This window comes from Hydrogenophaga sp., assembly GCF_011390835.1.
GTDB lineage: Bacteria > Pseudomonadota > Gammaproteobacteria > Burkholderiales > Burkholderiaceae_C > Hydrogenophaga.
In genome coordinates, this window is record NZ_JAABRQ010000007.1 from 102282 (window position 1) to 122749 (window position 20468).

Genomic DNA, 20468 nt, shown 5'->3' on the forward strand with positions numbered 1-20468 from the left:
CTGTGGCGGCCTTGTGACCGAAACCTCGCCGCTATCGCGGCCCGATGACCCACGAGCAATCATGGGTCATGGGGTGGCGAAGCGGCGAAGTTCTTGGCTCGTTGACGATCCGAATCCGACTGGAGACCTTCATGCACCACGTCATCCTGGGCGCCGGCCCTGCCGGCGTCATTGCCGCCGAAACCATTCGCAAACACGCGCCAGCCGATCGCATCACCCTGGTGGGTGACGAGCCCGAGCCGCCGTATTCGCGCATGGCCATCCCCTACCTGCTGATTGGCAATGTCGATGAGTCGGGCACCTACCTTCGCAAGAGCCCGACGCATTTCACCGACCTGCGGATCGACGTGGTTCGTGCGCGGGCCAAGTCGGTCGATGTGGAGAAACGCAACGTCGAGCTGTCCGATGGCCAGGTGTTGGCTTTTGACAAGCTGCTGATCGCCACAGGCTCAACCCCGGTGCGCCCGCCCATTCGCGGCATTGACTGCGCTGGTGTGCACAATTGCTGGACCCTGGACGACGCACGCGCCATCATGGCGCTCGCCGTGCCCGGTGCACGCGTGCTGCAGCTGGGCGCGGGTTTCATCGGCTGCATCATCATGGAGGCGCTAGCCGCGCGAGGTGTTCAGCTCAGCGTGGTGGAAATGGGCGACCGCATGGTGCCGCGCATGATGGGCCCCACCGCCGGCGGCATGATCCGCGACTGGTGCGAGGCCAAGGGCGTGAAGGTGTACACCGGCACCAAGGTCGAATCGATCGAATCGGCTGCGCCGCTCAAGGTGCGGCTGTCAGACGGCACCCATGTGGCGGCTGATCTGGTCATCAGTGCCGCTGGCGTCAAGCCCAGCATCGGCTTTTTGGAAAACTCGGGCATTACCTGTCTGCTGGGCGTGTTGACCGATGAACACCTGCAAACCAATGTGCCGGGCATTTACGCCGCAGGCGACTGCGCCGAAGCCTTCGACAAGGTGAGCGGCCAGACCATCGTCAGCGCCATCCAGCCCAACGCGGCCGAACAAGCGCGCGTCGCCGCACTCAACATGGTGGGACAGACGGGCGAACTCAAAGGCGTGACCCAGATCAACGTGCTCGATACCTTGGGTCTGGTGTCCACGAGCTTTGGCAACTGGCAAGGCGTCGCCGGCGGCCAGCATGTGGAGCTGACCGACAAGGCAGCGGGTCGCCACCTCAGCCTGCAGTTCAAGGATGACGTCATGGTGGGCTGCAATTCGGTCGGCTGGACCGATCACGTGGGTGTGATGCGTGGACTGGTCGAAGGGCAGGTGCGCCTGGGCGAGTGGAAAGACCGTCTGATGCACGATCCCACCCGGCTCATGGACGCCTACCTCGCCAGCGCGCAGGCCCAGGGCCAGTGGAGCGGTGCCGCAGACGAACGCCGCCGATGACCGCCCGCATGAAAATTACCTTCAAGCTCTTCGCCACCCTCACCGACTACCTGCCTGCCGAGGCGCGCCGTAGCAATCAGGTCGAGCTCGAGGTGGATCCGGCCGCCCCCATCACCCGCATCATCGAACCGTATGGCCTGCCGCCCAAGCTGGTGCACCTGGTACTGGTCAATGGCAAGTACATCGACCCAGAGCGCCGCGCCAGCACCACGCTGGTCGAGGGCGACGTGCTCGCCATATGGCCACCGATTGCGGGTGGATGAACCATGTATCACCCCCGCCGCGCAGCGCGCGACCCTCTCCAGGGGGCAACAGCTACTGTCTTGCCGAGCCAGCCCGGCGGCGTCTCTGGGCTGGACCACTGGCCGCGGGCCGGGTGGAAGCCCGCGTGGCAGGTGCTCTGATATGCAGTCGAGTTATGCCGAGCGATTTCAGCGTGACATGGGATGCACCGAACCCGAGTGGTTGGGCTGGCTGCCGGCTGCCGTGGGCACCAACGCCTGGCAGCTTCTGGGCAGCAGTGCGAAGGTCGAAATCGGTAGCGGCTGCCTGGACCTGCGCTGGGCGGTGCAGCCGCCGCGCGTGATCGCACTCATGCGCATGCCAGTGCTGCGGGTGGATTTTGCTTTCGACGGACTCGACGCCGAGCAGCGCTACGCGTTCATGAAGCGCTTCGACCTGTACATGCAGCGCGGCGGCGGCTGACGCTTTCCCATCTGACCTCGGAACAAAAAAAGGCCGCGTCATGCGGCCTTGCTCCCTGGTTCGATGAAGCGCTGCCGTCAGGCCGAGGCAGTCTCCAACTCCGGCAGGGCCACGCGGTCGTCGGTGCTCAGCAGGTAGTCGTTGAACACATGCTCGGCGGTCAGCAGCTGGTACTGGCCGTCGCTGCCGCGCAGCGAGGTATCTTTCAGCCGCCAGGCGCTCTGACCACAGGTCCAGATGTCGAAATTGCGCATGTGGGTGCACAGACAGGTTTTGTCGGTGACCGAGAAGCGGCGAACGCCGGGGTTCGCCGCCAGTTCGCGGTTGTAGGATGTGACGTAAGCGCACTTGCCATTGGCATCTAGCAAGTAGCCATAGGCCTCGCAGTTGGGGCGGATGCCGTCACCAATGCCCGGGCTGCCCTTGATCATGCGCATCGGGTAGCCGGTGGGCGAAATCTCGTTGACTTCGATGTCGTCTTCCTGGGCCTTGAAGTATTCCTGCTTGATGTCGTCGGGCAGGCCACATTCCTTGGTGACGGTGAAACGGGTCGCCACCTGCACACCCGAGGCACCCATATCCAGAAAGCGCACGGCATCGCTGCCCGTGAATATGCCACCAGCCGGGATCACCGGGAAGTCCAGCTGCTCGGTCTTCATCCAGGCCAGGATCTCGGCCACGATGGTGGCCAGGTCGTACTGTGCCCAGTCCATGCCAAAGCCGAGGTGGCCTCCCGCCAGCGGGCCTTCAACCACCACGTAGTCGGGCAGGCGGTTGAGGCGGCTGTTTTTCTTGAGAAACAGCTGCAGGGCTCGTAACGAGGAGACGATGATGCCGAGCTTGGCGTCGCGAAAACGCGGATGGTCTTCGATCAGCGCCAGCGAGCCGAGGTGCAGACCCGCTGCGAGCGTAATGCCGTCGATGCCCGCATCGAGCGCCGAGGCCATGCGCACCTTGAGCGTCTCCTTGGGCGCGTTCATGGTGAGCTTTTCCATGCAATTGATGAACACCAGACCGCTGCCGGTCTTGCGCGTCATGGTCTTCTCGACATGCATGCGGGTGGCTTCAGCCAGATGACCGAGGTCGAACTTCACCCCTGACTTGTCTTCAGAGTCGACGTTGTACTGGTACTGTTTCTGCTTGGCCTTGACGTACTTGGTCTTGTAGCGGCGGTCGGTGACGGTCTTGACCATGGCGTCGCTGATGTGGCCCACGCCACCTAGGCGCGCGGCCTCCAGCGCCAGATCGGACGAGGAAATGTCCACGCCCATGCCGCCTATCATGATGGGCACCAGCTCGTGGCGGCCCATGCGCATGCGGTAGTCGTCCAGTTGTCTCATGTGTGCTCAGGAAATCGGTCGTCAATCCAAGCTTAACCGCATCTCGCGGTGGGCAGTACCGCAAGGGCCCTGCGTCGTCGTAGGTATCTAATGTGCAGACGCTAGGTCAACACCACAACATTCTCAGACAAAGTTGTGACAGCGTGATGCGGCGCGGACAGAGTCCTTGCGGTGGGTCAAGGCATGGCGCCGACCTTGGTCGGATGGCTCGGACACCCCCGGGAGATCGTTACCATGCACCAAGGCGCTTCACGCGGAGGCAGATTTGCACGCTGGCGCCGCGCACATCAGGAGGTCATGCATGAGCGACAACGCCCGGGTCACCATCACCCGCCAGTCGGGCTATCAGTTTCTGGTGGACTTTGGCGAAAGCCTGCCCCAGTGGCTGGCCGACGAACCAGCGCCCTTGGGTGAGGGGGGCGGGCCGGCGCCCGATCACCTGTTGTTGGCCGCGGTGGCCAATTGCCTGAGCGCTAGCTTGCTGTTTGCCCTGCAGAAGTTCAAGCAGGACCCGGGCAGCCTGGTCGCCACCGCCACGCCCATCGTGGAGCGAAACGATCAAAAACGTTTGCGCATCATGGGCATACAGGTGCAGATCAGCCTGGGCAAGCCTGCCGCCGAGATCGAGCACCTGGACCGGGTGCTGGCGCAGTTCGAAGATTTTTGCACCGTCTCCATGAGCGTGCGACAGGGCATTGACATCTCGGTGCAGGTGCGCGACAGCACCGGCGCGCAGCTCAAGCGCTGACGATCCACGCGGCGGCACTGCGCATGCCGGCCCAGGTCAGCAGCAGCGAGCCGAACAGGTGCAGGCTGGTCGAGCCGGCCGCCAGCGCCCAGCGCCCCTGTTGCAGCAGCGTGACCACCTCAAGCGAGAAGGTGGAGAAGGTGGTCAGTGCGCCCAGGAAGCCGGTGATGATGGCCACCCGCCAGGCGGGATCGATCTGGGTCTGGCTTTGGAAAAATACCACCGCCACGCCGATCGAATAGGCGCCTATCCAGTTCGCCACCAGCGTGCCCCAGGGCAGGGTGGCGTGAGCAGAGCTCAGCCACAGACCAAGCTGCCAGCGTGCGAGCGCGCCGATCGAAGCACCGATGCACAGGGTCAGGGCGGTCAACACGGTCGGGTTCCTTCAGCGTCTCAGAACGGCGGATCGCCGTCGTCACCCGCGGCGGTGACCGCTTCCCGGCGCGCTGCAGCGGGTTTGGCCGCTTCAGGGACGGTCGCGGCGGCCGCGCCCAGCGCCAGCTCATCTCCCAGGGCGGCGATGAGCGCGGGGATCAGTTTTTGCAGCTCGCCGGTGGACAGCGTCACGTTGGTGTCGAACCCGCTTTCGCCGTCATCGCTGCGGTCGTCGAACACGCCTTCCAGGAAGTTGATCTTTTTCAGCTGCAGCGATTCGGTGAGCACCAGGCCGATGCGGCCTTCCCAGCTCAGGGCCAGTCGCGTGGGCAGCTTGCCTTCAGCGATGTGCTGGCGCACCTCGTCGGTGGCAAGGTTGTGGCGGGTGAAGCGCACCACTGATTTTTCTTCGTCGGTCGACTTCAGCTCACATTCGCGCTCGACATGAAAACCCTCGGGCCAGCCGTCGGGCGAGGTGGCGGCCAGCCACTGCGTCATGGCTGTCTGGGGCGTGACCGCGGTCTGCAGCAAATCGAGGGCCAGACCGTCGAAGACGCGCACCAGGGCGGTCACCAGCTCGTCGAGCTTGCCCTGGCTGCTGGCGTCGGTCACCAGCCAGCCGTTGGCCAGATCGATCCACACCCAGACGCTGCTGCGGCGGGGAAAGGCCTGCGGCAGTAGGGCCAGCAGCGCATCTTCGCGAAGCGCCTTGGTTTCCTTCTTGCCAGGCTTGCGGCCAGTGCTGGCCTCAATGTGGTCGGCCTGCTCCTGGGCATGTTCGCGCACGACCGCGCCGGGCACGGTCTTGGTCTCGATCATCAGCTTGAGCACGCGCTGGCCAGCCACCGACTCCACCAGCGGCCCATGCGCCTCACCCCGCGGTTCGACCCAGCCCACGGCCTTGTCTTGCGTCGCCCCACATGGCACAAAACGCGCGCCATCGAGCGCGGTTTCCATCGCTTGTAGAGTCGGCGCCCAGCCGGGTGCGATGCGGTAGAGCGTCACATTCTTGAACACAAATTTCCTTTTTGCTGATCGGGTGACGCGCGCGGCGCGCGCATCAACCGATCGATCTTAGGGGATGTCAGGCCTGGGCCCTGGGAGCCCGCTCAGGGCCCGCCTGGCGCACAAGCGTTGGCGCTACAGCTCTTCCACGCGCCGCGCCGGGTAGCTGTCCCAGCCTTGGCAGCCGGGGCATTGCCAGAAGTGTTGTTGTGCTTCGAAACCGCAGGCCGCGCAGCGGTAGCGCTTGAGCGGAGCGCTCGCCTGATCCAGCGCCTGCTGGATGGGTTGCCGCGCCTCTGGTCGCGAAAGCGGCTCCCCTTTGAGCCACTGGTTCGCGATCACCAGGGATGGTTCACGGCCCAGGTGGTCCAAGTAGTGTTGTCGCGCCGCGGTCTCATCAGGGCTCAGGCTGGCCAGCGCTTCGGTCACATCAAGACTGGGGGCCTGGTCCTGGGCAGCCTGCAAGGCCTCCCGGGCCTCGGGCTCGCGGCCCAGGCTCCTGGCCAGATCGGCCAGGCTGCTGGCGGCCAGGGGAAGGCCTTGTGGCGCCTGCTGAATGAGCTGGAGCAGGGCATCCATCGCCTCGCTCGCCTGACCCGCCTGCCGGTGCAGGCTGGCCAGAGCCAGCCAGGGGCGCGCCAGCGCGGGAGCTTTCTGGCAGGCCTCGGTGAAGCTGGCCAGCGCCAGGGCAGTGTCACCTTGCCGCTGGGCCTGGTCCCCGGCTTCGCACAGGTAGTGCGCCAGCCGTGTGGTGAAGCTGCCCTGGCCAGCGGCTTCGAGGCGCTCGGCCACGCGACGGGCTTGCAGCCAGTCGCGTGAGCGCTCGTAGATGGACAGCAGGGCCAGCAGCGCTTCGCCCTCGAAATCCGAGCCTTCGAGCTTGTGCAGCGCGGCCTCGGCGCGATCAAGCAGGCCGGCCTTGAGGAAGTCCAGGGCCAGCGCATGCTGGGCGCGGTCGCGGTCCTTGCGGCTAAGGTCGGCGCGCACCAGCAGGTGCTCGTGCACGCGCACAGCTCGGTCGTAGTCGCCGCGGCGGCGAAACAGGTTGCCGAGCGCGAAGTGCAGCTCGGCGGTGTCGGGATCGCTTTGCACCGCCTCGATGAAGGCGTCGATCGCCTGGTCCTGCTGCTCGTTGAGCAGGTGGTTCAGACCCCGGAAGTAAGCCTTGGGTGCAGTCCGGCTGGCCACGCGCCACTGGCGAAGGTCCAGGCGAGATGCCCCCCAGCCCAGGGCAAAGGCCAGGGGTAGGCCCCACAGCACCCAGGTGAGGTCAAAGTCCATGTCGCACGTCGTCAGGCGTCGGCAACAGGGTGGAGTCCCCCTCCATCACGGTGGTGGCGGCGGCGGCCGACCCCGCCTGGCGACGCGCCTTGCGCGCACGCAGCCACAAAGGCAGCATCACCAGGACACCGAGCACCACCCCGAGCAGCAGAACCAGCAGCAAGACCAGCACTAGCGGAGCTTGCCACTGCGCGCCAAAGAACAGCCGCAGGGTGATCGGCTCCTGGTTGTTGATCGCGAATGCGAACAACACAAAAAAAATGGCTGCGTTGAGCAGCCACATCAGGTATTTCAAATCGTCCCCTTCTGTGGTGAAACGATTGTAGCGAGCAGGGCCCGCCAGTCAGTCCGGCCGTTGGGTCGGTGCCGCCATCATCTCGGCGGTCTTCTTGTCGACCTGCTCTCGCAAGGCCTTGCCCGGCTTGAAGTGAGGCACGCGCTTTTCCGGAATCAGCACGCTTTCGCCCGAACGGGGATTGCGCCCCACTCGCGGCGAGCGCCGGTTCACCGAAAAACTCCCAAAGCCGCGGATTTCGATGCGATGACCTTTGACCAGCGCGTCGCCCATCGCATCCAGGATGGCCTTGACAGCAAACTCGGCATCGCGGTGGGTGAGCTGGCTGAACTTGGCAGCCAGCGCTTCGACGAGGTCGGAACGGGTCATGAATCTCGGATGGGACGGGGTTCGAAGAGCGTCCGGCGCTGGGGACGCTCAGGTGTTTCACCTGCGCGTCCCCTGAGACCGGACTCTGGTGCGGACGCTGCCGATCAGCTGTTGTTGTCCAGCTTGGCGCGCAGCAGGGCACCCAGGCTGGTGGTGCCTGCGTTCTCACGCGAAGACTGCTGGCTCAGCGACGCCATGGCTTCTTGCTGGTCGACGGCATCCTTGGCCTTGATCGACAGCTGGATGTTGCGCGTCTTGCGGTCCACGTTGACCACCACGGCATTCACTTCATCGCCTTCTTTCAGCACATTGCGCGCGTCTTCGACGCGGTCACGGCTGATTTCGCTGGCACGCAGGTAACCGATGATGTCTTCGCCCAGATCGATCTCGGCGCCCTTGGCATCCACGGTCTTGACCTTGCCGGTCACGACTGAGCCCTTGTCGTTGATCGACACGAAGGTGGTGAACGGGTCGCCGTCGAGCTGCTTGATGCCCAGAGAGATGCGCTCGCGCTCGACGTCGATGGCCAGCACGATGGCGTCCACTTCCTGGCCCTTCTTGAAATTGCGCACAGCGGCTTCGCCGGGCTCGTTCCAGGACAGGTCGGACAGGTGCACCAGGCCGTCGATGCCGGCGGCCAGCCCGACGAACACGCCGAAGTCGGTGATCGACTTGATCGGGCCCTTGACGCGGTCGCCGCGCTTGGTCTGCTCAGCGAACTCGTGCCATGGGTTGGCGCGGCACTGCTTCATGCCCAGGGAGATGCGGCGCTTGTCTTCGTCGATGTCGAGCACCATGACTTCGACTTCGTCGCCCAGCGACACCAGCTTGGACGGGGCGACGTTCTTGTTGGTCCAGTCCATTTCGGACACGTGCACCAGGCCTTCAATACCGGGCTCGAGTTCCACGAACGCGCCGTAGTCGGCGATGTTGGTGATCTTGCCGAACATGCGGGTACCCTGTGGGTAGCGGCGCGAAACGCCCATCCAAGGGTCGTCACCCATCTGCTTCAGACCCAGCGAGACGCGGTGCTTCTCGGTGTCGAACTTGAGAATCTTGGCGGTGATTTCCTGGCCGGCTTGCACCACCTCGCTCGGGTGACGCACACGGCGCCAGGCCATGTCGGTGATGTGCAGCAGGCCGTCGATACCGCCCAGGTCCACGAACGCACCGTACTCGGTGATGTTCTTGACCACGCCGTTGACGATGGCGCCTTCCTTCAGCGTTTCCATCAGCTTGGCGCGCTCTTCGCCCATGGAGGCCTCCACCACGGCGCGGCGGCTCAGCACCACGTTGTTGCGCTTGCGGTCGAGCTTGATGACCTTGAATTCCAGGGTCTTGTTTTCGTACGGCGTAAGGTCCTTGGTGGGACGGCTGTCCACCAGTGAGCCAGGCAGGAAGGCGCTGATGCCGTTGACCATGACCTTGAGGCCGCCCTTGACCTTGTTGCCGGTGGTGCCAGTCACGAACTCGCCCGATTCCAGGGCTTTTTCCAGCGACATCCACGACGCGAGGCGCTTGGCCTTGTCGCGCGACAGCAGGGTATCGCCAAAGCCATTTTCGACCGAGTCGATGGCCACGGCGACAAAATCGCCGACTTGCACTTCGAGTTCACCCTGATCGTTCTTGAATTCGGCCAGCGGGACATAGGCCTCAGATTTGAGGCCAGCGTTGACCACCACGTGGCTGTGCTCGATACGCACCACCTCGGCGGTGATGACTTCGCCCGAGCGCATTTCAGCGCGTTTCAGGGACTCTTCGAACAGGTCGGCAAAAGATTCAGACATTCAGTTTCCTAGGACCACACAGCGTCGGTTGCAGCAAGGCCAGCAAAGGCTTGCGCAGGATTCGACGGATGGGCGGCGTTGACGTTGCGGTGCGAGACACCGCGGGGTTGAGTTGCAAGAACCATTCGGCCTGCGGGCTGGGAGCGCCCGGCGGTGCCGTCTGGGCCATCAAGGGGTGGTGTGGTCAGTTGCCTGAAACACCGATTTGTCCTGCCACCAGCTCAACACCTGCTGCACCGATTGCTCGATGCTCAGGCTGGAGTTGTCCAGCATCAGGGCATCTTCGGCTGGCTTGAGCGGAGCGTAAGTGCGGGACGAGTCCCGATCATCACGTGCGCGCAAGTCTGCCAAAAGAGGGTCAATATTAGCAGCAATTCCTTTTGAAATCAATTGCTTATGGCGCCGAATGGCGCGTTGTTCGGCGCTCGCAGTGAGAAACACCTTGAGCCGGGCATCGGGAAAGATCACCGTGCCCATGTCGCGCCCGTCGGCCACCAGACCCGGCAGCCGCCGAAACCCGTGTTGCAGCGCGAGCAGCGCGGCGCGCACCTGGGGCACCGCCGAGACGCGCGAAGCCGCCATGCCCGCTGCCTCGGTACGCAAGTCTTCGCTTACATCGCCACCATCCAGCAGGATGCGCTCGCCTGTGAAGTGCACCTGTAAGCCTGCGGCGAGCCTGCCCAGGCGATCGGCCTGCGCTGGCGCAGCCACATCATCGGTAGAGGTGGACAAACCAGCGCGTTCGGCGGCCAGACCCACCAGCCGGTACAGTGCGCCCGAGTCGAGCAGGTGATAGCCCAGGCGCTGGGCCAGCTCGGTGGCCAGCGTGCCTTTACCCGAAGCGGTGGGGCCGTCGACGCACAGCACCGGGATATGGTGAGGCTGCGCTTCGCAAACGCCGAACAGGGCCTCGAAGTAATCGGGGAATGTCTTGCCCACACATTTGGGGTCTTCGATGCGCACCGGCTGCTGCGCCGGGTTGAAGGCGGCAAGCGAAAAGCACATGGCGACGCGGTGGTCGTCGTAGGTATGGATGGATGCGGCGTTCCAGCGTTGGAGCTTCGCAGGCGGTGTGATACGGATGAAGTCCACGCCTTCTTCCACCACGGCGCCGAGCTTGCGACACTCGGTGGCCATGGCGGTGAGGCGGTCGGTTTCCTTGACTCGCCAGCTGGCGATGTTGCGCAGCGTGGTGGTGCCCTCTGCGTACAGCGCCATCACCGCCAGCGTCATAGCCGCGTCGGGTATGTGGTTGCAGTCGAGGTCGATGGCTTTCAGCGGCCAGGTGCCGCGGCGTATTTGCAGTCGATTGTCTTCGCCGGTGATGTCGGCGCCCATGGCCCGCGCCGCCTCTACAAAACGAATATCGCCCTGGATCGACGACAGGCCCACACCCTCGATGGTGATTCCGGTGTGACCATCTCGCGGCGGTGCGATGGCGCCCAGCGCAATGAAGTAACTCGCAGACGACGCGTCGCCCTCCACCGCGATACGCCCGGGCGAGGTGTAGTGGCTGCCCGCGGGGATAACAAAACGGGATGCGCCCTCGGTTCGCACCTGCACACCAAAGCGGGCCAGCAGGTTGAGCGTGATGTCGATGTAGGGTCGGGAAATCAGCTCGCCCACCACTTCGATTGCCACCTCTTGAGACTGCGCGACCAGCGGCAATGCCAGCAGCAGGGCGGTGAGAAACTGGCTGGACACGTCGCCCCGCACGCGAATGGCCGCGTCGATCTGCAATGGCTTCGCCTGGCCATCGCCTAGCCGCAGCGGCGGGTAGCCTGCCTGACCCAGGCAGGTCACGGGGCAGCCCAGCTGGCGCAAAGCGTCCACCAAGTCGCCGATCGGGCGTTCGTGCATGCGAGGCACTCCGCTCAGCTCGAACATGCCGCCTTGTTGGGTGGCGAGCAGGGCGAGCGCCGCGCTAAGCGGGCGCATGGCGGTGCCCGCATTGCCCAGGAACAGCGTCGCCTGCTTCAAGGTCAGCTTGCCGCCCAGCCCATTCACCCGAAGACTGCCGTCGGGCTGACGCTGCGGTGCACAGCCCAGCTGCTGCAGGGCTTGCAGCATGACTTGCGTGTCGTCTGAGTCAAGCAAGTCGATCACGTCGGTGCTGCCTTCGCTCAAGGCGGCGAGCAGCAGCACGCGGTTGGAGATGCTTTTGGAGCCTGGCAGACGGACCACGCCCCCTGCGCTGGCCAGGGGTGGGATATCGAGAAACGGGGTGGCGTACATAGTGCAGATAGCGGCGCTGCGCGCTGGCGCGCGGGGGGGGCGTGTCGTCTCAGCGCTGGGGTTTGGTGGCGGTCATGCGCCAGTGGGCACGCGCGTTGCTGGCCTGATCGATCAGAACTTCCAGCGCGTCTGGATCGCTTGAACTGATCGCGGTCTCCAGCGCGTGCAGCGCGCGCTGGAAATGGCGCGACTGCGTCAGCAACTCTTCGCGGTTGGAGACCAGGATGTCGCGCCACACGCTGGGGTCGCTGGCGGCGATGCGGGTGAAATCGCGAAACCCGGGCCCAGCCAGCTCCAAAAAGGTCTTGCCGCTCTCCTGATCACCAATCGCGTTCATGAGCGCAAAGGCCAGCAAGTGCGGCAGGTGGCTCACGGCAGCGTAGGCGGCATCGTGTTCTTCGGGTGACATTTGCAGCACCTGGCAACCCAGGCCGGTCCACACCTGCTCTGCCTTGGCTAGTTGTGCGGTGTAGGTGCGCTCGATGGGGGTCAGGATGACCTGGCGTCCCGCATAAAGATCGGCGTCGGCGTGCTCGACACCGGCAAGCTCTTTGCCCGCAATCGGGTGGGCGGGGACAAACACCCCCACTTGGTCACGGAGCACGCGGCGCGCCGCATCCACCACCTCGCGCTTGGTCGAGCCCACGTCCATCACCAGCGTGTTCTTGTGCACCAGGTGACGAATCGCCTTGAACGTGGCCTCGGTGGCCGACACGGGCACCGCAAGCAAGACCAGATCAGCGCCAGAGACGGCGAGCAGGGCAGACGGCGCCTCAACATCGATCACGCCCATCTGGCGCGCGCGCTCGGTGGTCGAAGGCGACTTGCTGTAGCCCACCACGCGTTTGACCAGACCCGCCTTTTTCAGGGCCAGCGCAAACGAGCCACCCATCATGCCGCAACCGATCAGGCCCAGCTGTTCAAACATGGCGGGCCATTCCCGGCTCGATGGCCGAATGCGCACCGAGGACGGCGGGTTTCGCTGTGAAGATCATTCGTTCACCGGGTAGGCGCCCAGTACCTTGTAGAAGGCACACAGGCCTTGCAGTTCCTTTAGGGCGGCCGCGACATGGGGCTGCGAGGGGTGCCCTGCAATGTCGATGTAGAAATAGTATTCCCACTGGCCCGACTTGGCGGGACGGGACTCGAAACGCGTCATGGACACGCCGTTGTTCTTCAGCGGTACCAGCAGATCGTGCACTGCGCCGGGCCGGTTCGGGACCGACACCACCAGGCTGGTGCAGTCGCGTGCCGATGCCGGCGGCATGGCCATGGTCTGGGGCAGGCTGATGACGGCGAAGCGGGTGCGGTTGTAGGCCTCGTCCTGCACCGCGTGCGCCACGATGTGTAACGCGAACTGACCTGCGGCCCTTTCGCTGGCCAGTGCCGCCCAGGCGGGATTCGTCGCAGCCAGGCGAGCGCCTTCTGCGTTGCTGGACACGGCGCGGCGCTCGACGTTGGGCAGGTGCTGGGTCAGCCAGTTTTGGCACTGGGCCAGCGCCTGGGGGTGCGCCATCACCACCTCGACGCCGTCGAGCGAATTGACCTGGCGCAGCAGGTTGTGGCGGATCAGCAGACTCACCTCGCCCACCACATGCACGGGCGAGCGCAGAAACAGGTCCAGCGAACGTGCCACCACCCCCTCGGTGGAGTTCTCCATGCCGACCACGCCGTATTGCGCCGTGCCGGCCGCGGTGGCGTGGAACACCTCGTCGAAGTTAGCGCAGTAAATGAGATTGGCCGCCCCGCCGAAGAATTCGACCGCTGCCTGTTCGCAAAACGTGCCCGCTGGCCCCAGCACCGCGACGCGCTGCGGCGCTTCCAGCGCCAGACAGGCCGACATGATTTCACGCCAGATAGAGGCCACATGCTGGTTGAGCAAGGGTCCCTCGTTGTTGGTCTGGATCTTGTCGATCACCTGGGCCACGCGGTCTGGGCGGAAAAACGGCGAACCTTCAGCGCGCTTGATCTCACCGACCTGCTCAGCCACCCGCGCGCGCTGGTTCAGCAGCGACAGCAATTGCTGGTCGAGCGAATCGATCTGCACGCGCAGCGCGGCCAGGGCGTCGGACTGGGTGGGCTGGGTCATGGTGTCAGGCCTGTGTCTTCTCAAAATCGCGCATGTAGTCCACCAGCGCTTGCACACCGGCCAACGGCATGGCGTTGTAGAGGCTGGCGCGCATGCCCCCGACCGATTTGTGGCCCTTGAGCTGCAGCAGACCAGCGGCCTGCGCGCCGGTCAGGAAAGCTTCGTTACGCGACTCTTCGCGCAGGAAGAAAGGAATGTTCATGCGCGACCGACAGTCCCTGGCCACCTTGTTCAGGTACAGCTGCGAGCCGTCGATGAAGTCGTACAACAGGTTCGCCTTGGCGATGTTGCGCTGTTCCATCGCGGCGATGCCTGTGGCTGGCCCTTGCGTCTGGCGCTTGAGCCACTGAAAGGTGAGCCCGGCCATGTAAATGGCGTAGGTGGGCGGCGTGTTGTACATCGACGCATTGTCGGCGACGGTCTGGTAATTGAACGCGCTGGGGCAGAGGGGCAATGCATGCCCCAGCAGGTCTTCGCGAACGACCACCAAGGTCAGGCCGGCAGGACCGAGGTTTTTCTGTGCGCCACCAAATGCCAGGCCCACCCGCGACCAGTCAACCGGGCGGGAAGCCACGTGCGACGAAAAGTCGATCACCAGCGGTGCCCGGCTACCCAGTGCTGCGAGGTCGGGCAGTTCTTGGAACTCCACACCGTGGATGGTTTCGTTGCTGCAGAGATGAACGTACTGCGCGTTATCGCTCAATTGCCAGGTCGCCGGCGCAGGCAGCGTGGTGTGGTGCTCGGCTTCGTTGCTGGCGGCGATCCGGATCTGGCCGAACTTGCGAGCCTCCTGGGCCGACTTTTGACTCCAGCTGCCCGTCACGATGAAGTCCATCGCGCCCCCGCGCGACAGGTTCATTGGCACGATGGCGTTCTCGGCCAGTCCGCCGCCCTGCATGAACAGAATTCGGAAGTGCTCGGGCACCTCCAGCAGCTCGCGCAGATCGCGTTCGGCTGCCTCGCAGATCGACATGAAGGCCTTGCCACGGTGGCTCATCTCCATCACGCTCATGCCCGTACCTTGCCAGTCCAGCATCTCGGCTGCTGCCTGTTGCAGCACCTCGACAGGCATGGCCGCCGGGCCGGCGGAAAAGTTGTACGGACGCGCGGCGGGAGGCGTCATGCCGCGTCGTTGCCTTCGGTGTCGCTCGCACTCTCGTCGGTGCTATCGGCTAGACCGACGATGTTGGCGTCGTTTTCCACGATGCGCTGCAGGCCGGAGAGTTCGGAGCCGTCGTCCAGCGCGATCAGAGTCACGCCCTGCGTAGCGCGGCCCATTTCGCGGATCTCGCTCACGCGGGTGCGCACCAGCACGCCGGTGTCGGTGATGAGCATGATCTCGTCGTCACTGTGCACCAGCGTGGCGGCCACGACCTTGCCGTTGCGCTCACTTTGCTGGATGGCGATCATGCCCTTGGTGCCGCGGCCGTGGCGCGTGTATTCACCAATCGGCGTGCGCTTGCCATAGCCATTGATGGTGGCGGTGAGCACGCTCTGCTCCTCGTCTTCGGCCACCAGCATGGCTATCACGCTTTGGGTTTCATCAATAGCCATGCCGCGCACACCGCGCGCATTGCGGCCCATGGGGCGTACGTCATTTTCGTCGAAGCGAACGGCCTTGCCGCCGTCGCTGAACAGCATCACGTCGTGCTGTCCGTCGGTGAGCGCGGCACCAATCAGGTAGTCGCCTTCATCCAGCCCGACCGCGATGATGCCGGCCTTGCGCGGATTGCTGAATTCGCTCAGCGCTGTTTTCTTCACGGTGCCCATGCTGGTGGCCATGAAGACGTACTGGTCCTCGGGGAACTTGCGCGCTTCACCAGTCAGCGCCAGGACCACGTTGATCTTTTCGCCTTCTTCGAGCGGGAACATGTTGACGATGGGTCGTCCACGTGAGCCACGCGAACCAGCCGGCACTTCCCACACCTTTAGCCAGTAGAGCCGGCCGCGGTTGGAGAAGCACAGGATGTAGTCATGGGTGTTGGCGATGAACAGCTGGTCGACCCAGTCATCTTCTTTGGTTGCGGTGGCCTGCTTGCCGCGTCCGCCGCGTTTTTGTGCCCGGTATTCCGAGAGCGGCTGGCTCTTGATGTAGCCGCTGTGGCTAAGCGTGACCACCATGTCGGTGGGCGTGATCAGGTCTTCGGTCGATAGGTCGAACGAACTGTGTTCCACCAGACTGCGGCGCGCGCCGAGCTTGGTCTGGCCAAACTCCTGCTTCACCTCGGTGAGTTCCTCTCCAATGATGGTCGACACGCGCTCAGGCTTGGACAGGATATCGAGCAGGTCGTCGATCACGCCCATGACTTCCTTGTACTCGGCCACGATCTTGTCTTGCTCCAGACCGGTCAGGCGCTGCAGACGCATCTGCAAGATTTCCTGCGCCTGCGTCTCTGACAGGCGATACAGCCCGTCGCCGCCCATGCCGAATTCACGCTCCAGCCCTTCGGGGCGGTAGTCGTCGGCATTGATCACACCGCCATCGGCTTTGGCGCGGGTCAGCATCTCGCGCACCATCGCGCTGTCCCAGCTGCGCGTCATCAGCTCGGCCTTGGCCACTGGCGGCGTGGGCGACTCGCGGATGATGCGGATGAACTCGTCGATGTTGGCCAGCGCCACCGCCAGGCCTTCGAGCACGTGGCCTCGCTCGCGCGCCTTGCGCAGGTTGAACACGGTGCGCCGCGTCACCACCTCGCGGCGATGCTCCAGGAACACCTGGATCAGATCCATCAGGTTGCACAACTTGGGCTGGCCGTCGATCAGCGCCACCATGTTGATGCCAAAGGTGTCCTGTAGCTGGGTTTGCTTGTACAGGTTGTTGAGCACTACTTCGGGCACTTCACCGCGCTTGAGCTCGATCACCAGGCGCATGCCAGATTTGTCCGACTCATCCTGGATGTGGCTGATGCCCTCGATCTTCTTCTCGTGCACCAGCTCGGCGATGCGCTCCTGCAGCGTCTTCTTGTTGACCTGGTAAGGCAGCTCGTCCACGATGATGGACTGACGCTGGCCCTTGTCGATGTCTTCAAAATGGCACTTGGCACGCATCACCACGCGGCCGCGGCCAGTGCGGTAGCCGTCCTTGACGCCGTTGATGCCATAGATGATGCCGGCGGTGGGGAAGTCGGGCGCCGGGATGATCTCCATCAGCTCGTCGATGGTGGCGTCCGGGTTCTTGAGTAAGTGCAGGCAGGCGTCGACTACCTCGTTGAGGTTGTGCGGGGGGATGTTGGTGGCCATACCCACCGCAATGCCGGCCGAGCCGTTGACCAGCAGGTTGGGCAGGCGGCTGGGCAGCACCAGTGGCTCTTTTTCGCTGCCGTCGTAGTTCGGGCCGAAGTTGACCGTTTCCTTATCGATGTCGGCCAGCATCTCGTGCGCGATCTTCGATAGACGGATTTCCGTGTAGCGCATGGCGGCGGCGTTGTCGCCGTCGACCGAACCGAAATTGCCCTGGCCGTCCACCAGCATGTGGCGCAACGAAAAGTCCTGAGCCATGCGCACGATGGTGTCGTACACCGCGCTGTCGCCATGGGGGTGGTACTTACCGATCACATCGCCCACGATGCGCGCCGATTTCTTGTAGGGTCGGTTCCAGTCGTTGTTGAGCTCGTGCATCGCGAAGAGCACCCGCCGGTGCACCGGCTTCAGGCCATCGCGCGCGTCGGGGAGTGCGCGCCCCACGATCACACTCATCGCGTAATCCAGGTAACTGCGGCGCATCTCCTCTTCAAGGCTGATGGGCAATGTCTCTTTGGCGAACTGGGTCATGGAGGGCGGCGTGGTGCGTGAAGGGGTCCCGGAGGCAACCCGATATTTTAGGCGGCTCGCGCGAGCTGCTTCCCGCGCACTTTATTGTTGTACAACAGCAACGAATGAAAGGACCTAAGCGAAACGGGTTACTCCCCAGTGCCGTTGGTTAGGTTGGCTTCCGAGTGGCTTGTGGCACAATTAATCTAACGTTTCTAGTGGTGGTCACTTAAAGCGTCAACGTTTCTATTCAGCCCGAACGCGGCTAACTAAGAGGAAAACCATGAAAAAACTGAACAAAGTGGCAATGCTGTTCGCAACGGCCGCCCTGGCAACCGCTGCTGGCGCCCAGACCGTGGACAACTGGCGCGCTGCCGATGGCACCGTCTGGAAGAACGGCACCAACGAACTTTGCTGGCGTGATGCCTCCTGGACTCCCGCCACGGCTGCTGTCGGTTGCGACGGCGCGATCGTCCCTAAAGTTGCTGCTCCTGCGCCTGCACCGGCTCCTGCCGCTGCACCCGCTCCAGCACCTGCTCCGGTAGCTGCCGCACCGGCTCCTGCACCAAAACCAGCACCTGCTCCTGCAGCGTCCAAAGTGACCTACGCTGCCGATGCGTTCTTCGACTTCGACAAGGCCGTGCTCAAGCCTGAAGGCAAAGCCAAGCTGGATGATCTGGCTGGCAAAGTTTCCGGCATCAACCTGGAAGTTGTGATTGCTGTCGGCCACACCGACTCCACCGGCCCTGCTGGCTACAACCAGGCTCTGTCGAACCGCCGCGCTGAAGCCGTGAAGGCCTATCTGGTCACCAAGGGCATCGAGAGCAACCGCATCTACACCGAAGGCAAGGGCTTGACCCAGCCAGTCGCTGATAACAGCACCCGCGAAGGCCGTGCCAAGAACCGCCGCGTGGAAGTCGAAGTGGTTGGTACCCGCACCAACAAGTAAGCGCTGAGTTCTGCGTCCCAGACGCAAAGCCCTGCCAGTGAAAGCTGGCAGGGCTTTTTTTGTTGGTTGGTTTAGCGCCGGACACAATGCGCCATCCTGCAGACGGGTAGATTTGCCTGGATGGAATACCCAGGGCCAATGAGATGGTCTGGCGGCCGTGGGAGAATTCGGCAATGAAAACTGTCAACGCCGACCCCGCAGAGCTCGCCAAATTTTCCGATCTGGCCCACCGCTGGTGGGACCCCGAGAGCGAGTTTCGACCTCTGCACCAGATCAACCCGCTGCGTCTGGACTGGATAGATGCCTTGGTGCCGTTGGCTGGGAAGCGTGTGCTGGATATCGGCTGCGGCGGTGGCATTCTCTCGGACTCGATGGCCCGCAAGGGCGCTGAAGTGACCGGTATCGACCTGGCGAGTAAGGCGTTGCGTGTGGCCCAGCTGCATGCGCTGGAAGCCAGCACGCCCAACGTGAACTACCGCGAGATCAGCGCCGAGTCGCTGGCGCTTGAGCAGCCCGAGAGTTTCGATGTGGTGACATGTATGGAGATGCTGGAGCACGTGCCGGACCCAGGCTCTGTGGTCAAGGCCTGTTCGCAGCTGGTCAAGCCCGGTGGCTGGGTGTTTTTTTCCACCATCAATCGCAACCCAAAGTCCTTTCTGTTTGCCATTGTCGGGGCCGAGTACCTGCTGCAAATGCTGCCCAGGGGCACGCACGAATACGCCAAGCTGATTCGTCCCAGCGAACTCGCCGCACATTGCCGTGCGGCTGACCTCACTTTGTCCCAGACCAAAGGACTGGAGTACAACCCCTTGACCCGGCGCTACTGGCTTAGCCGGGACACCAGCGTCAACTACATGTTTGCCACCCGCAAAGCATGAGTGTCGTCAAATTTCAGCACATCCGGGCGGTGCTGTTTGATTTGGATGGCACTTTGGTGGACAGTGCGCCAGATCTTGGCGCTGCTGCCGACCACATGCGCGCGGTTCGCGGCCTGCCGGCACTGCCGTTTGAGCATTACCGGCCGCATGCCGGTTCCGGCGCCCGTGGCATGCTGGGCGTGGCCTTCGGAATGACGCCCGATCACGCGGGCTATGAAGCGTTGCGGGAAGAGTTCTATGTGCGATACGAGGCCACGCTGACCGAGCGCACCGTGGTCTTCGACCAGGTAGAAGACCTGCTGGAGGCCCTGATGCAGCAAGGCCTTCGCTGGGGGGTGGTAACCAACAAGGCCCGGCGGTTCAGCGTGCCGCTTACCGTGGCCATGCCCTTGTTTGGCTCGGCGGCCACCATCGTCAGTGGCGACACCACGCCGCATACCAAGCCGCACCCTGCGCCTTTACTAGAAGCGGCGCGTCAGCTCGGTCTTCTTCCTGCGCAATGCCTGTATGTGGGCGACGATGCGAGAGACATCTTGGCTGGGCGTTCTGCCGGCATGCTCACGGTGGCCGCTCACTATGGCTACCTCGGCCCGGGCGCCGATGTGGCGGGCTGGGGCGCCGATGCGGAGGTGCATTCTCCGTTGGAGGTCTTGAAATTACTGGAATTGCCTTAAAATAGTATTTCAGGGGCTGCATTGGTTTCGACGTGGGTTCGGACGCGCAGCAGGGCATGTCGAGGTTCTGTCACCTCGTAAAACCGCAGAAAAAAACTAACTGCAAACGACGAACGTTTCGCACTCGCCGCTTAATTGCCGGTGAGCTTTGCAACAGCAGGCCTATGGGCTGGGCAAGGGTTCAAACGGCGCAAGCCGCGAGAGTCCAGGCTGCAAAGATAATTCAATAGGCTGGTCGCGTGTCGGGCAACTTGGCGCGCGGTGAGATCCAAGGTTGCTGGCTTCCCTTGCAGCGTGTCGCTGCGCGGCTTGGGAGGTAAGACTCAAATCAGACGACTACACATGTAGAACTGCGCGAAGAAGGCTTGCGGACGGGGGTTCGAATCCCCCCAGCTCCACCATATTTCCAAGGTGTGACCCAACGAGATGCCCCGTTTCTCCTATGAGAACCGGGGCTTTTTCGTTCGCGTTGGTTCATCCTAGTTTATCCACATCCGGGGTAAACGTGGGGTAAGAAAGGGGGTAAATGCGGCTTACCCCCCGCAGGGACGTGTGTCGTTACCCCACGCGGTGAACCAACTT

Annotated in this window: 19 protein-coding genes and 1 other RNA gene; 8 read left to right on the plus strand and 12 right to left on the minus strand. The window is 63.4% G+C overall.

What is annotated here, in order from left to right:
* Positions 1–131 precede the first annotated feature (131 nt).
* The 3 genes from GPT34_RS06400 to GPT34_RS06410 all read left to right on the plus strand — a co-directional run bounded on the left by GPT34_RS06400 (position 132) and on the right by GPT34_RS06410 (position 2111).
* Positions 132–1406, plus strand: coding sequence for an FAD-dependent oxidoreductase (locus GPT34_RS06400; protein WP_291010423.1), 1275 nt, complete (start codon positions 132–134; stop codon positions 1404–1406).
* A gap of 8 nt (positions 1407–1414) precedes the next feature.
* Positions 1415–1669, plus strand: coding sequence for a MoaD/ThiS family protein (locus GPT34_RS06405; RefSeq protein ID WP_291010424.1), 255 nt, complete (start codon positions 1415–1417; stop codon positions 1667–1669).
* A 178-nt stretch (positions 1670–1847) separates the two neighbouring features.
* Positions 1848–2111: a hypothetical protein gene (locus tag GPT34_RS06410; protein WP_291010425.1), complete on the plus strand. Its 264-nt coding sequence runs from the start codon at positions 1848–1850 to the stop codon at positions 2109–2111.
* Positions 2112–2188: 77 nt separating this feature from the next.
* On the opposite strand, the gene GPT34_RS06415 is transcribed toward GPT34_RS06410, so the two are convergent.
* On the minus strand, positions 2189–3451 hold the full coding sequence (locus GPT34_RS06415; RefSeq protein ID WP_291010426.1) for a nitronate monooxygenase: 1263 nt from the start codon (positions 3449–3451) through the stop codon (positions 2189–2191).
* A 301-nt stretch (positions 3452–3752) separates the two neighbouring features.
* Between GPT34_RS06415 and GPT34_RS06420 the strand changes: the two genes are divergently transcribed.
* On the plus strand, positions 3753–4199 hold the full coding sequence (locus GPT34_RS06420; protein WP_291010427.1) for an OsmC family protein: 447 nt from the start codon (positions 3753–3755) through the stop codon (positions 4197–4199).
* On the opposite strand, the gene crcB is transcribed toward GPT34_RS06420, so the two are convergent.
* The 11 genes from crcB to gyrA form a co-directional block, all read right to left on the minus strand.
* Entirely contained in the window at positions 4189–4572 is a 384-nt protein-coding gene (crcB, locus tag GPT34_RS06425) for a fluoride efflux transporter CrcB (RefSeq protein ID WP_291010428.1), read from the minus strand. The two genes, GPT34_RS06420 and crcB, sit on opposite strands and share 11 nt — an antisense overlap.
* A gap of 20 nt (positions 4573–4592) precedes the next feature.
* Complete coding sequence (locus GPT34_RS06430; RefSeq protein WP_291010429.1) at positions 4593–5591, minus strand: recombination-associated protein RdgC; 999 nt, start codon at positions 5589–5591, stop codon at positions 4593–4595.
* Between the two features lie 123 nt (positions 5592–5714).
* The gene (gene lapB, locus GPT34_RS06435; RefSeq protein WP_291010430.1) at positions 5715–6860 is read right to left on the minus strand and encodes a lipopolysaccharide assembly protein LapB; all 1146 of its coding nucleotides are present in this window, start codon (positions 6858–6860) and stop codon (positions 5715–5717) included.
* Positions 6850–7155 (minus strand): lipopolysaccharide assembly protein LapA domain-containing protein, encoded by a 306-nt coding sequence (locus GPT34_RS06440; protein ID WP_291010431.1) that lies wholly within the window; start codon positions 7153–7155, stop codon positions 6850–6852. The genes lapB and GPT34_RS06440 overlap by 11 nt, the downstream gene beginning before the upstream one ends.
* Positions 7156–7203: 48 nt before the next feature.
* Positions 7204–7524: an integration host factor subunit beta gene (locus GPT34_RS06445; RefSeq protein WP_291010432.1), complete on the minus strand. Its 321-nt coding sequence runs from the start codon at positions 7522–7524 to the stop codon at positions 7204–7206.
* A gap of 104 nt (positions 7525–7628) precedes the next feature.
* The gene (rpsA, locus tag GPT34_RS06450; protein WP_291010433.1) at positions 7629–9311 is read right to left on the minus strand and encodes a 30S ribosomal protein S1; all 1683 of its coding nucleotides are present in this window, start codon (positions 9309–9311) and stop codon (positions 7629–7631) included.
* Positions 9312–9479: 168 nt separating this feature from the next.
* A complete protein-coding gene (locus tag GPT34_RS06455) occupies positions 9480–11546 on the minus strand; it encodes a bifunctional 3-phosphoshikimate 1-carboxyvinyltransferase/cytidylate kinase (protein WP_291010434.1) in 2067 nt (688 codons plus the stop codon).
* Positions 11547–11595: 49 nt separating this feature from the next.
* Positions 11596–12474 (minus strand): prephenate dehydrogenase/arogenate dehydrogenase family protein, encoded by an 879-nt coding sequence (locus GPT34_RS06460; protein ID WP_291010435.1) that lies wholly within the window; start codon positions 12472–12474, stop codon positions 11596–11598.
* A gap of 63 nt (positions 12475–12537) precedes the next feature.
* A complete protein-coding gene (gene pheA / locus GPT34_RS06465) occupies positions 12538–13635 on the minus strand; it encodes a prephenate dehydratase (protein WP_291010436.1) in 1098 nt (365 codons plus the stop codon).
* Between the two features lie 4 nt (positions 13636–13639).
* Positions 13640–14758 (minus strand): 3-phosphoserine/phosphohydroxythreonine transaminase, encoded by a 1119-nt coding sequence (gene serC, locus GPT34_RS06470; protein ID WP_291010437.1) that lies wholly within the window; start codon positions 14756–14758, stop codon positions 13640–13642.
* Positions 14755–17406, minus strand: coding sequence for a DNA gyrase subunit A (gene gyrA, locus GPT34_RS06475; protein ID WP_291010438.1), 2652 nt, complete (start codon positions 17404–17406; stop codon positions 14755–14757). The genes serC and gyrA overlap by 4 nt, the downstream gene beginning before the upstream one ends.
* Positions 17407–17668: 262 nt before the next feature.
* Between gyrA and ompA the strand changes: the two genes are divergently transcribed.
* The 4 genes from ompA to ssrA all read left to right on the plus strand — a co-directional run bounded on the left by ompA (position 17669) and on the right by ssrA (position 20287).
* Positions 17669–18334, plus strand: a complete 666-nt coding sequence (gene ompA, locus GPT34_RS06480) for an outer membrane protein OmpA (RefSeq protein WP_291010439.1) — start codon at positions 17669–17671, stop codon at positions 18332–18334.
* Positions 18335–18507: 173 nt separating this feature from the next.
* Positions 18508–19212, plus strand: a complete 705-nt coding sequence (ubiG, locus tag GPT34_RS06485) for a bifunctional 2-polyprenyl-6-hydroxyphenol methylase/3-demethylubiquinol 3-O-methyltransferase UbiG (RefSeq protein WP_291010440.1) — start codon at positions 18508–18510, stop codon at positions 19210–19212.
* The gene (gene gph, locus GPT34_RS06490; RefSeq protein ID WP_291010441.1) at positions 19209–19886 is read left to right on the plus strand and encodes a phosphoglycolate phosphatase; all 678 of its coding nucleotides are present in this window, start codon (positions 19209–19211) and stop codon (positions 19884–19886) included. Before ubiG ends, gph begins: the two co-directional genes overlap by 4 nt.
* Before the next feature lie 12 nt (positions 19887–19898).
* Positions 19899–20287: a transfer-messenger RNA gene (gene ssrA, locus GPT34_RS06495) on the plus strand.
* Positions 20288–20468: the final 181 nt, after the last annotated feature.

What these genes read in the sequence shown, in the direction of transcription:
- GPT34_RS06400 (WP_291010423.1), top strand. Translation starts at nt 132, where the DNA reads ATGCACCACGTCATCCTGGGCGCCGGCCCTGCCGGCGTCATTGCCGCC.
- GPT34_RS06405 (WP_291010424.1), top strand. Translation starts at nt 1,415, where the DNA reads ATGAAAATTACCTTCAAGCTCTTCGCCACCCTCACCGACTACCTGCCT.
- GPT34_RS06410 (WP_291010425.1), top strand. Translation starts at nt 1,848, where the DNA reads ATGGGATGCACCGAACCCGAGTGGTTGGGCTGGCTGCCGGCTGCCGTG.
- GPT34_RS06415 (WP_291010426.1), bottom strand. Translation starts at nt 3,451, where the DNA reads ATGAGACAACTGGACGACTACCGCATGCGCATGGGCCGCCACGAGCTG.
- GPT34_RS06420 (WP_291010427.1), top strand. Translation starts at nt 3,753, where the DNA reads ATGAGCGACAACGCCCGGGTCACCATCACCCGCCAGTCGGGCTATCAG.
- lapB (WP_291010430.1), bottom strand. Translation starts at nt 6,860, where the DNA reads ATGGACTTTGACCTCACCTGGGTGCTGTGGGGCCTACCCCTGGCCTTT.
- GPT34_RS06445 (WP_291010432.1), bottom strand. Translation starts at nt 7,524, where the DNA reads ATGACCCGTTCCGACCTCGTCGAAGCGCTGGCTGCCAAGTTCAGCCAG.
- rpsA (WP_291010433.1), bottom strand. Translation starts at nt 9,311, where the DNA reads ATGTCTGAATCTTTTGCCGACCTGTTCGAAGAGTCCCTGAAACGCGCT.
- GPT34_RS06455 (WP_291010434.1), bottom strand. Translation starts at nt 11,546, where the DNA reads ATGTACGCCACCCCGTTTCTCGATATCCCACCCCTGGCCAGCGCAGGG.
- GPT34_RS06460 (WP_291010435.1), bottom strand. Translation starts at nt 12,474, where the DNA reads ATGTTTGAACAGCTGGGCCTGATCGGTTGCGGCATGATGGGTGGCTCG.
- pheA (WP_291010436.1), bottom strand. Translation starts at nt 13,635, where the DNA reads ATGACCCAGCCCACCCAGTCCGACGCCCTGGCCGCGCTGCGCGTGCAG.
- serC (WP_291010437.1), bottom strand. Translation starts at nt 14,758, where the DNA reads ATGACGCCTCCCGCCGCGCGTCCGTACAACTTTTCCGCCGGCCCGGCG.
- gyrA (WP_291010438.1), bottom strand. Translation starts at nt 17,406, where the DNA reads ATGACCCAGTTCGCCAAAGAGACATTGCCCATCAGCCTTGAAGAGGAG.
- ompA (WP_291010439.1), top strand. Translation starts at nt 17,669, where the DNA reads ATGAAAAAACTGAACAAAGTGGCAATGCTGTTCGCAACGGCCGCCCTG.
- ubiG (WP_291010440.1), top strand. Translation starts at nt 18,508, where the DNA reads ATGAAAACTGTCAACGCCGACCCCGCAGAGCTCGCCAAATTTTCCGAT.
- gph (WP_291010441.1), top strand. Translation starts at nt 19,209, where the DNA reads ATGAGTGTCGTCAAATTTCAGCACATCCGGGCGGTGCTGTTTGATTTG.